Origin of the sequence: Cobetia sp. 1AS1 (assembly GCF_029846435.1) — a bacterium.
In the GTDB taxonomy this organism is placed as follows: Bacteria; Pseudomonadota; Gammaproteobacteria; order Pseudomonadales; family Halomonadaceae; genus Cobetia; species Cobetia amphilecti.
Map to the genome: position 1 here is coordinate 137,377 of NZ_JARWKU010000011.1, position 12,668 is coordinate 150,044.

Consider the following 12,668-nt stretch of genomic DNA (forward strand, 5'->3'; position numbering starts at 1 on the left):
TTTCCGTTTTTTCGTTTCCCGTCATGATATCGCCTCGTTCCCTTGCTCTTGTTCACCCGCCCCGTGGTATGGGGCAGGCGGACACCTTGTATTGGATAAGCTCACTTTCGCGCTATCGAGAGCTCGTTGCGGTTTATTCTGTTAACGATAATCAAGAAATTTCTGAATCATCGCTCAACAACGCCATCAAATCGGCAAGCACATCGGCATGGTCGTGACTGAACCCGTCACGTCCGGCCACCTTGAGCATCTCGGAGAGTGGAACGGCACCGAGTGCCGCGGCCTCTTCTTCAGCCACCTGCTCTTGCTCGGTGATCTCGCCCTGCTCATCGCCTTCACCCTGTTCGCCTCCCTCGCCTTCAATTGCGGGAGCCGCATCAGATGACGGCGCCGTCTCGTTGCCATCGAAGAAGACTTCGCTTTCCTGTTCATCTTCCTGTTCAGGGGTGAGGTAGATGACGAAAGTGGTGCTCGCTTCGTTTCCGGATTCGTCACGACCGATCACCTTGATGTCGATGCGCTCGACGCCCAGGGACAAGGCCAGTGCACGATTGACGCGATAAGTCAGCGAATCGCTGTCGAAGACCACATAATCCGGCAGCGGGCTGCCATCGGTACGGGTCGACTCAACCTTGATCTCTTCATTGTTGGTGCTTTCGAATGCGCCCGCCGGCAGTGAGAATTCATAGACAGCCTCGTTTGCCACCACGTCTCGCAGGATGATGGTCAACTGAACCGGCTGAATGCTCGGGATATCCAGCAAGGTGGAATCGCTGAGCGGTTGGAAGAGCTCTTCATCACCTTCCGGAAGGAAGTCTGCTTCGCCCTCATCAGATCCAGCATTTGCGCCGCCCGCCGGGGAACCATTACCGGAGGAGCCTTCGACTGGCGTCACCGGCACCACGGGTTCCGGAACAACGTTGTCGCTGAGACCAGCCACCCGGATCGTCAACTCACCGACTGCCGTGCCCCCTTCTCCATCACTGACCACGAAGCTGAAGTCATCCGTCACCTGCTGACCATCGTCGAGGGACTGGACGGCATCACTGTCGTTGTCCAGCACATAGTTCCAGGTGCCATCAGCAGCGATGATCAACTGACCGTAAGTGCCCTGGATCACGGTGTCGCTGTCAGCGACGGCCTGGCCATTGACGCTCGCAATGAGCAGTGAATCGCCATCGCCATCGACAGTCACCGGTTCGCCATCAGCATCGACCAGCAGGCTGCCCTCGGTTGTCGTCACTCCGTCCTCGGAGACGTCCGCGCTCTGATCCAATGCCTGCGGCGCCGGATTCCCTACCTCGAAGGTGAAGGTCGTGGTGACATCCAAGCCATTCTCGTCGGTGCCCGTCAGCGCGACGGTGTAGATGCCGTCATTGTTGTCACCGCCGGTAGAGGCATCCGGTGACAGCGTGCCGCTGATCTCGCCGGTAGTCGGGTCAATCACCAGGCCGTCCGGCAGGTTGTCGACGCTGTAAGTCAGCTCCGCACCCTCGTCGACGTCGGTGAAGGCATCGGCAATGGTGAACGGTGTGACCGTGTCGCCGTCATTGGCAGTCTGATCGGCCGGCTGCGCCCCATCGACCAGCACCGGCGCATCATTGGTGCCGTTGATGGCGACGGTGAGCAGTGCCGTGTCGGTGCCGCCCTGGCCATCGGAGATCTCGTAGGTGAAGGTCTCGGTGATCACCTCGCCTTCGGCCAGTGCCTGCACTGCCGCGTTGCTGTTATCCAGCGCGTAGGTGTAGCTGCCGTCTTCGGCGATGGTGACGCTGCCGTAGGCGCCGGTGACCGGCGTACCCGCGGCGGTGTCAGTGCCGGCATTGGCGCCCGCACCGATGCCACTGACGATCAGCGCATCGCTGTCGTTGCCGCCATCAGTGTCGGTATCGGGCTGCGCATCGCTGAGCACGTTGCCGGTCGTGGTGCTGGTGTCGCTGGTGGCGACGCCCTCATCCAGCTCGGCAGTGTTGTCGAAGGCTTCCGGCGCCACGTTGGCGACAAAGAAGTTCAACGTGACGTCAGCCGATTGGCCTTGTTCGTCCGTGGCTGTCACGGTCACGGTGTAGCGACCGTCCGTCGTGGTGTTGCCTGACTGAGAGGCATCGTCAGCAAGTGTGCCGCTGATGACGCCCGTCACCGGATCAATGACCAGACCACCTGGCAGGTTCTCGGCCGTATAGCTCAGCTGAGCGCCGCTATCGACATCCTGGAAGGCATCCTGGAGGCTGATCGGTGCAATCTCTTCCCCGTCACTTCCCGTCTCCACCTGCGGAGCTCGAAGAGTCGCGATTGGCGCATCATTGGTGCCGTTGATGGTGACGGTGAGCAGTGCCGTGTCGGTGCCGCCCTGGCCATCAGAGATCTCGTAGGTGAAGGTCTCCGTGATCACCTCGCCTTCAGCCAGCGCCTGCACCGCCGCGTTGCTGTTATCCAGCGCGTAGGTGTAGCTGCCGTCTTCGGCGATGGTGATGCTGCCGTAGGTGCCGGTGACCGGCGTACCCGCGGCGGTGTCAGTCCCAGCGTTGGCACCAGCACCGATGCCACTGACGATCAGCGCATCCGTGTCGTTGCCTCCATCGGTGTCGGTATCGGGCTGCGCATCGCTGAGCACATTGCCGGTCGTGGTGCTGGTGTCGCTGGTGGCGACGCCCTCATCCAGCTCGGCAGTGTTGTCGAAGGCTTCCGGCGCGACGTTGGCCACGGTCCAGGTGAAGGTCGTGGTGACATCCAAGCCATTCTCGTCAGTACCAGTCAGCGTGACGGTGTAGATGCCGTCATTGTTGTCACCGCCGGTGGAGGCATCCGGGGACAGCGTGCCACTGATCTCGCCGGTGGTCGGGTCGATCACCAGGCCGTCCGGCAGATTGTCAGCCGAGAAGCTCAGCTCTGCGCCGTTGTCGACGTCGGTGAAGGCATCAGCGACGCTGAACGGCGTGATGGGGTCACCATCGTTACCGTTTTGGTCAACCGGCTGCGCCCCATCGACCAACACCGGCGCATCATTGGTGCCGTTGATGGTGACGGTGAGCAGCGCCGTGTCGGTGCCGCCCTGGCCATCGGAGATCTCGTAGGTGAAGGTCTCGGTGATCACCTCGCCTTCGGCCAGCGCCTGCACCGCCGCGTTGCTGTTATCCAGCGCGTAGGTGTAGCTGCCGTCTTCGGCGATGGTGACGCTGCCGTAGGTGCCAGTGACCGGCGTACCCGCAGCGGTGTCAGTCCCGGCGTTGGCGCCAGCACCGATGCCACTGACGATCAGCGCATCCGCGTCGTTGCCACCATCGGTGTCGGTATCGGGCTGCGCATCGCTGAGCACGTTGCCGGTCGTGGTGCTGGTATCGCTGGTGGCGACGCCCTCATCCAGCTCGGCAGTGTTGTCGAAGGCTTCCGGCGCGACGTTGGCCACCGTCCAGGTGAAGGTCGTGGTGACATCCAAGCCATTCTCGTCGGTGCCAGTCAGCGTGACGGTGTAGATGCCGTCATTGTTGTCACCGCCGGTGGAGGCATCCGGGGACAGCGTGCCACTGATCTCGCCGGTGGTCGGGTCAATCACCAGGCCGTCCGGCAGATTGTCAGCCGAGAAGCTCAGCTCTGCGCCGTTGTCGACGTCGGTGAAGGCATCAGCGACGCTGAACGGCGTGATGGGGTCACCATCGTTACCGTTTTGGTCAACCGGCTGCGCCCCATCGACCAACACCGGCGTGTCATTGGTGCCGTTGATGGTAATCGAGACGACCTGCTCGGCAGTGGCACCCTGGCTGTCGGTGACGACCACGGTGTAGTCGAGCACCAGGCTTTCGCCCACTGCGAGGTGATCGAAGGCTTCACCAGCAACGCGTGAACTGTCGAAGGCCCAGTTCAGGGTGCCGTCGTTGTTGGCACTATCTATGATCGCGTCGGCATCGACGGAGAGCATGCCCAGCAGCTCGGCATTGCTCAGGCCATCGGTATCACCAGTAGCCGCCACAGCCGTGACGCTCGGCGTGACTTCGTCGGTGGTGTCCAGATCGCTGACGGAGAGCGTACCGGCGGTAGTCAGCGGTGCGTCGGTTTCCGTGAGAGATTCCGCCGCGCTGTCGTCACCGTCGATGGCAATGACAGGCACATCATTGGTGCCGTTGATGGTGATCGAGACGACCTGCTCGGCAGTGGCACCCTGGCTGTCGGTGACGATCACGGTGTAGTCGAGCACCAGGCTTTCGCCCACTGCGAGGTGATCGAAGGCTTCACCGGCGACACTGTCGCTGTCGAAGGTCCAGTTCAAGGTGCCGTCATTGTTGGCACCATCGATGATGGCATCGGCATCGACGGAGAGCATGCCCAGCAGCTCAGCATTGCTCAGACCGTCGGTGTCGCCAGTCGCGGTAACTGCGGTGATGCTCGGGGTGACGTTGTCGGTGGTGTCCAGATCGCTGACGGAGAGCGTGCCGGAGGTGGTCAGGGTGTCGTCCGTCTCGGTCAGCGACTCGGCGGCGCTGTCGTCGCCGTCGATGGCAATGACCGGGGCGTCATTGGTGCCGTTGATGGTGATGCTGACAACCTGCTCGGCAGTGGCGCCCTGGCTGTCAGTGACGACCACGGTGTAGTCGAGCACCAGGCTTTCGCCGACGGCGAGATGATCAAACGCTTCACCGGCGACACTGTTGCTGTCGAAGGTCCAGTTCAGGGTGCCGTCGTTGCTGACACCGTCGATGATGGCGTCGGCATCGACGGAGAGCATGCCCAGCAGCTCGGCATTGCTCAGGCCATCGGTGTCACCAGTGGCTGTCACGGCGGTGACGCTCGGCGTGACTTCGTCGGTAGTGTCCAGATCGCTGACGGAGAGCGTGCCGGTGGTAGACAGCGGCGCGTCGGTTTCTGTCAGTGACTCGGCGGCACTGTCGTCACCGTCGATGGCAATGACCGGCGCATCGTTGGTGCCGTTGATGGTGATCGAGACGACCTGCTCGGCAGTGGCACCCTGGCTGTCGGTGACGACCACGGTGTAGTCGAGCACCAGGCTTTCGCCCACTGCGAGGTGATCGAAGGCTTCACCGGCGACACTGTCGCTGTCGAAGGTCCAGTTCAGGGTGCCGTCATTGTTGGCACCATCGATGATCGCGTCGGCATCGACGGAGAGCATGCCCAGCAGCTCGGCATTGCTCAGGCCATCGGTATCACCGGTGGCATTCACGGCGGTGACACTCGGGGTGACTTCGTCGGTGGTGTCCAGATCGCTGACGGAGAGCGTGCCGGTGGTCGACAGCGGCGCGTCGGTTTCCGTGAGAGGTTCCGCCGCGCTGTCGTCGCCTTCGATGGCAATGACAGGCGCATCATTAGTGCCGTTGATGGTGATCTGGACGACCTGCTCGGCGGTCGCGCCCTGGCTGTCGGTGACGACCACGGTGTAATCCAGCACCAGGCTCTCGCCCACCGCCAGATGATCAAAGGCTTCACCGGCGACGCTTGCGCTGTCGAAGGTCCAGTTCAGGGTGCCGTCGTTGTTGGCACTATCGATGATGGCGTCGGCATCGACGGAGAGCATGCCCAGCAGCTCGGCATTGCTCAGGCCGTCGGTGTCGCCGGTGGCGTTCACGGCGGTGACGCTCGGCGTCACTTCGTCGGTGGTGTCCAGATCGCTGATGGAGAGCGTGCCGGCGGTGGACAGCGGTGCATCGGTTTCTGTCAGTGACTCGGCGGCGCTGTCATCACCTTCGATGGCAATGACCGGCACATCATTGGTGCCGTTGATGGTGATCGAGACGACCTGCTCGGCAGTCGCGCCCTGGCTGTCGGTGACGACCACGGTGTAGTCAAGCACCAGGCTTTCGCCCACTGCGAGGTGATCGAAGGCTTCACCAGCAACGCTTGAACTGTCGAAGGCCCAGTTCAGGGTGCCGTCATTGTTGGCACCATCGATGATGGCATCGGCATCGACGGAGAGCATGCCCAGCAGCTCGACATTGCTCAGGCCGTCGGTGTCGCCAGTGGCAGTCACGGCGGTGACGCTCGGCGTCACTTCGTCGGTGGTATCCAGATCGCTCACGGAGAGCGTGCCGGTGGTGGTCAGCGGTGCGTCGGTTTCTGTCAGTGACTCGGCGGCGCTGTCATCACCTTCGATGGCAATGACCGGCACATCATTGGTGCCGTTGATGGTGATCGAGACGACCTGCTCGGCAGTCGCGCCCTGGCTGTCGGTGACGACCACGGTGTAGTCAAGCACCAGGCTTTCGCCCACTGCGAGGTGATCGAAGGCTTCACCAGCAACGCTTGAACTGTCGAAGGCCCAGTTCAGGGTGCCGTCATTGTTGGCACCATCGATGATGGCATCGGCATCGACGGAGAGCATGCCCAGCAGCTCGACATTGCTCAGGCCGTCGGTGTCGCCAGTGGCAGTCACGGCGGTGACGCTCGGCGTCACTTCGTCGGTGGTATCCAGATCGCTCACGGAGAGCGTGCCGGTGGTGGTCAGCGGTGCGTCGGTTTCTGTCAGTGACTCGGCGGCGCTGTCATCACCTTCGATGGCAATGACAGGCGTGTCATTGGTGCCGTTGATGGTGATCTGGACGACCTGCTCGGCGGTCGCGCCCTGGCTGTCGGTGACGACCACGGTGTAATCCAGCACCAGGCTCTCGCCCACCGCCAGATGATCAAAGGCTTCACCGGCGACGCTTGCGCTGTCGAAGGTCCAGTTCAAAGTGCCATCGTTCTCGGCGTTGGCGATGATCGCGTCGGCATCGACGGAGAGCATGCCCAGCAGCTCGGCATTGCTCAGGCCATCGGTGTCGCCTGTGGCGTCCACTGCGGTGACGCTCGGGGTCACTTCGTCGGTGGTGTCCAGATCGCTGACGGAGAGCGTACCGGTGGTAGACAGCGGTGCGTCGGTTTCCGTGAGAGATTCCGCCGCGCTGTCATCGCCTTCGATGGCAATGACAGGCGCATCGTTGGTGCCGTTGATGGTGATCTGGACGATCTGCTCGGCAGTGGCGCCCTGGCTGTCGGTGACGACCACGGTGTAGTCGAGCACCAGGCTCTCACCCACCGCCAGATGATCGAAGGCTTCACCGGCGACACTGTTGCTGTCGAAGGTCCAGTTCAGAGTGCCGTCGTTGCTGACACCATCGATGATCGCGTCGGCATCGACGGAGAGCATGCCCAGCAGCTCGGCATTGCTCAGGCCATCGGTCTCACCAGTGGCAGCCACGGCGGTGACGCTCGACGTGACTTCGTCGGTGGTATCCAGATCGCTGACGGAGAGCGTGCCAGCGGTGGTCAGCGGAGCATCAGTTTCTGTCAGTGACTCGGCGGCGCTGTCGTCGCCTTCGATGGCAATGACCGGCACATCATTGGTGCCGTTGATGGTGATCGAGACGACCTGCTCGGCAGTGGCGCCCTGGCTGTCGGTGACGACCACGGTATAGTCGAGCACCAGGCTCTCGCCCACTGCGAGGTGATCGAAGGCTTCACCGGCGACACTGTCGCTGTCGAAGGTCCAGTTCAGCGTGCCGTCATTATTGGCACCATCGATGATGGCGTCGGCATCGACGGAGAGCATGCCCAGCAGCTCGGCATTGCTCACGCCGTCGGTGTCACCAGTGGCAGTGACGGCGGTGACGCTCGGCGTGACTACGTCGGTGGTGTCCAGATCGCTGACGGAGAGCGTGCCAGCGGTGGTCAGCGGTGCATCGGTTTCCGTGAGAGCTTCCGCCGCGCTGTCATCGCCTTCGATGGCAATGACAGGCGCATCATTGGTGCCGTTGATGGTAATCGAGACGACCTGTTCGGCAGTGGCGCCCTGGCTGTCGGTGACGACCACGGTGTAGTCAAGCACCAGGCTCTCACCCACCGCCAGATGATCGAAGGCTTCGCCCTCGACACTGCTGCTGTCGAACTCCCAGTTCAGCGTACCCTCGGTGCTGGCATCATCGATGATCGCCTCGGCATCGACGGAGAGCATACCCAGCAGCTCGGCATTGCTCAGGCCATCGGTATCACCAGTCGCAGTCACGGCGATGACGCTCGGGGTGACGTCGTCGGTGGTGTCGATATCACTGACCGACAAGGTACCGGCGGCACTCAGGGTTGCATCTGTTTCCGTCAGAATCGCAGCCGCGCTGTCATCGCCATCAATGTCGATGACAGGCGCATCATTGGTGCTGTTGATGGTGATGGTGAGCAGTGCCGTATCGACACCCCCCTGGCCATCGGAGATCTGATAGGTAAAGGTCTCGTTGAGGCTTTCCCCGACGGCCAGTGCCTGAACGTCAGGATTGGTGTTGTCCAGGGTGTAGGTGTAGCTGCCATCTTCCGCGACGGTGATGCTGCCATAGGTGCCGGTCACGTCAGTATCGACTGCACTTGCCGTACCGGCGTTGGTGCCAGCACCGATACCACTGACGATCAGTGCATCGCTGTCATTGCCGCCATCGGTGTCGGCATCCGGTTGCGCATCATCGAGGACATTGCCTGTGGCAGTGCTGGTATCGCCGGTGGCGACACCTTCCTCGAGGTCTGCCACGTTGTCGAAGGCCTCGGGCGCGACGTTGGCCACGGTCCAGGTGAAGGATGTGGTGACAGTGGCGCCATTCTCGTCGGTCGCGGTCAGGATGACGGTGTAGGTGCCGTCATCGTTGTCACCGCCGATGGAGGCATCCGGCGACAAGGTGCCACTGATTTCACCGCTGGTCGGATCAATCTCGATCCCGTCCGGCAGGTTGTCAGCCGAGAAACTCAGCACGGCATCATTGTCGATGTCCGTGAAGGCATCCGCGACGCTGAACGGCGTGATGGGGTCGCCATCATTGTCGGTCTGATCAGCGGGCTGCTCGCCGGCAACCAGTACCGGTGCATCATTGGTGCCGGTGATGGTGATGGTCACCACCTGCTCCGCTGTCGCTCCCTCGCTGTCAGTCACCTGCACGGTGTAATCCAGCACCAGCGTCTCATCCAGTGCCAGATGATCAAACGCTTCCGGCAGGTTCGCGCTGTCGAATGCCCAGTTCAGAGTGCCGTCGTTCTCGGTGTTGGCGATGATCGCGTCGGCATCCACACTCAGCATGCTCAGCAGCTCAGCATTGCTCAGGCCGTCGGTGTCGCCATCAGCAGCGACAGCCGTGACGCTCGGAGTGACGTCATCGGTGGTGTCGAGATCACTGACGGACAGGGTGCCGTCGGCGGACAGCGGTGCGTTGGTCTCGGTCAGATCGGCGCTGTCGCTGTCGTCGCCTTCAACGGCAATGACAGGTACATCGTTGGTGCCGTTGATGGTGATCGAGACGACCTGCTCGGCGGTCGCGCCCTGGCTGTCGGTGACGACCACGGTGTAGTCGAGCACCAGGCTTTCGCCAACGGCGAGATGATCAAACGCCTCACCGGCGACACTGTTGCTGTCGAAGGTCCAGTTCAGGGTGCCGGCGTTCTCGGTGTTGGCGATGATCGCGTCGGCATCGACGGAGAGCATGCCCAGCAGCTCGGCATTGCTCAGGCCGTCGGTGTCGCCTGTGGCGGTCACGGAATCAATACTGGGCGTGACGCTATCCGAGGTATCCAGATCGCTGACGGACAGCGTGCCAGCAGTGGCAAGCGTGTCGTCAGTCTCGGTCAGCGTTTCGGCCGCGCTGTCATCGCCTTCAATCGCGATGACCGGAGCATCATTGCTGCCATTGATGGTGATGGTGAGCAGTGCGGTATCCGTGCCGCCCTGACCATCGGAGATCTGGTAGGTGAAGGTTTCGCTGAGCACCTCGCCCTCTGCCAATGCCTGGACATCTTCATGGGCATTGTTCAGGACATAGGTATAGGTGCCATCTTCATTGATGGTGACAGCGCCATAATTGCCCTCGACGTCACTGCCGGCGGCGGTGAAGGCGCTCGGGACCGCCCCGAAGGCCAGGCCACTGACGACGAGCGTATCCGAGTCGTTGCCGCCATCACTGTCTGCCTGGTCATTGACACCGGCACCCGCAGCGGCAAGGACATTGCCACTGACGTCACTGCTGTCACCGGCGTCAAGCCCTTCCGTCACGAAGGCAGCATCGTTCTCGGCTTGCGGGTCGACGTTGGCCACGCTCCAGGTGAAGGTCGTCGTGACCTCGGCGTCGTTTTCATCCGTGGCCGTCAGGGTGACGGTATAGACACCGTCGTCTCCGCCGATGGAGGCATCCGGTGACAGGGTGCCGCTGATCTCGCCGGTGTCGGCATCGATCACCAGGCCCGGGGGCAGGTTGTCAGCGGCGAAGCTCAACACCGCCTCGTTGTCGACGTCAGCGAAGGCATCCGCGACGCTGAACGGCGTGATCGCATCGCCGTCATTGTCAGACTGATCTTGCGGCTGAGCGCCTGCGACCAACACCGGCGCATCATTGGTGCCGGTGATGGTCAGCGTGATGTCCTGTGTGTCGGTGCCGCCGTTACCATCCGCGACATCGACCTGGTACGTCAGGGTCAGCACTTCCCCCTGCTCGAGATGATCAAAGGCTTCGGGAAGCGCGCTGCTGTCGAAGCCCCAATTCAGGGTGCCGTCGTTGGCAGTGCCGTCGATGATGGCGCCACCATCCACGCTGAACATCGCAAGCAGAGCGGCATCCGACAGGCCATTGACGTCCCCGTCGGCGACCACCGCCTCGACCGTGGGCGTCACGCTGTCGGAGGTATCGACATCGGTGACCGTCAGGGTGCCATCCGCGCTCAAGCCGCTATCCGACTCTGAAAGCGCGGCGCTGATGCTGTCACCGGCCGCAATCGTGATGGCCGGCGCATCGTTGGTTCCGTTGATGGTGATGGTCAGCTCGGCGGTATCCGAGCCGCCCTGGCCATCGGAAATCGCGTAGGTGAAGGTCTCGGTGACACTTTCCCCCACTGCCAGTGCCTGAACGTCCGGATTGGTGTTATCGAGGGTGTAGTCGTAATCGCCGGCACTATCGAGTGAGATACTGCCGTAGGTGCCCTCGGCAGTTGTCGCCGCGTCCACCACGGTCTGACCCGCCCCGACACCGCTGACACTCAGGGTATCGGTATCATTTCCTCCGTCCGCATCAACACTGGCATCCAGCGCTGCGTCAGTCAGGACATTGCCGCCTGTCGCACTGGTGCTGGTAGTGTCGAGCCCTTCCGACACACTCGCGATGTTGTCCTGCGCCACCGGTGCCACGTTGTCCACATTCCACACGAAGGTGGTGGTGACGGTCGCGTTCTGATCATCGGTCGCCGTGACCGTCACGGAATGTGCGCCGTCGGTGCCGCCCTGGGAGGCATCGCTGGTCAGCGTTCCGCTGATCACACCTGTTTCCGGGTCGATGGTCAGGCCGTCCGGCAGGTTCGCCGCGCTATAGGTCAGCACGGCATCGCCATCGACATCCGCGAAGGCGGTGGAGACATCCACCGGCGTCACTTCATCGCCATCCGCGTCGTTCTGCTCGACGGGTTGAGCGTTGTCCACCAATACCGGGGCATCATTGGTGCCGTTGATGGTGAGTGTCAGCAGAGCAGTCGCAACGCCACCCTGGCCATCGGAGATCTCGTAGGTGAAGGTCTCGACCAGACTGTCGCCGATATCCAGCGCCTGAACCGCTGCGTTGCTGTTGTCCAGCGTATAGGTGTAGCTGCCGTCCGCTTCGATCACGACGGCGCCATAGGTGCCGGACACCTCGGTATCAGCTGCAGACCCCGTGGCGACGTTCTCGCCGAACCCGACACCGCTGACGACGATGTCATCGTTGTCGTTGCCGCCATCACTGTCCGTGCCGGCGTCGTTGATCACGTTCCCCTGAGCCTGGCTGACGCTGGTGTCTGCCACGCCTTCATCGAGAGAATCGCTGTTGTCCTCTGCCACCGGCACCACGTTGGCCACGGTCCAGGTGAAGGATGTGGTGATCACCCCACCGTTGCCATCGTCCGCAGTGAGCACGACGGTATGTACCCCATCACCCTCAGTACCGCCCTGAGAGGCATCGCTGCTCAAGGTGCCGCTGATGACACCCGTCTGCGGGTCCAGGTTCAGGCCGTCCGGCAACTGTGCGGCGCTGTAGGTGAGCTCGGCACCGTTATCGACATCCTCGAACAGGTCGGCCACCGAGAACTCGGTAATCGCCTCGCCATCTTCATGGGCCTGGTCACCCTGGGTCGCGACGACGGTCGGGGCGTCATTGGTGCCAGTCACGGTGATGGTCAAGGTGCTGCTGGATTCGGCACCGTTATCATCCTGCACCGTGTAGGCGATGGTAGTGGTGGCGCTCTCGCCGACAGCCAGTGTGTCGAAATCGGTCCCCGGCGCGAAGGTGTAGCTGCCATCCTCGGCGATGGTGATGCTGCCGCCCCCGGTCATGTCGACCGCGGCATCCACGCCGGCGGCGGTGCCCGCGACCTGACTGACGACGCTTGTGGAGCCTGTGTCGATATCGGTGTCATTGCTGAGCACACCCTCGACGGCGTCCACCACCAGGTTGGCATTTTCGGCCGTGGTACCGGTATCCGCTTCAGCCACCGGCGCATCGTTCACGCCGGTGAGGGTGATAGTGACCGTCGTTGTGGTCACGCCATCGGCGTTGGTGACCGTGAAGGTATCGGTCAGCTCAACGCCCTGGTTGAGCTGCTGCACGGCATCTTGCGCGTTGTCTGCGCTATAGGCCCAATTGCCATCGGCATCGACCGTCAGCTCGCCATACTCCCCGGTGAGGGTAGCGGCGGTGAAC

At 62.3% G+C, this 12,668-nt stretch carries 1 protein-coding gene; it reads right to left on the bottom strand.

What is annotated here, in order from left to right; all coding sequences use genetic code 11:
* Positions 1-151: 151 nt before the first annotated feature.
* Positions 152-12,668 (bottom strand): VCBS domain-containing protein (locus QD280_RS15925; RefSeq protein WP_279839993.1); only part of this gene is annotated, 12,517 nt, incomplete at its 5' end.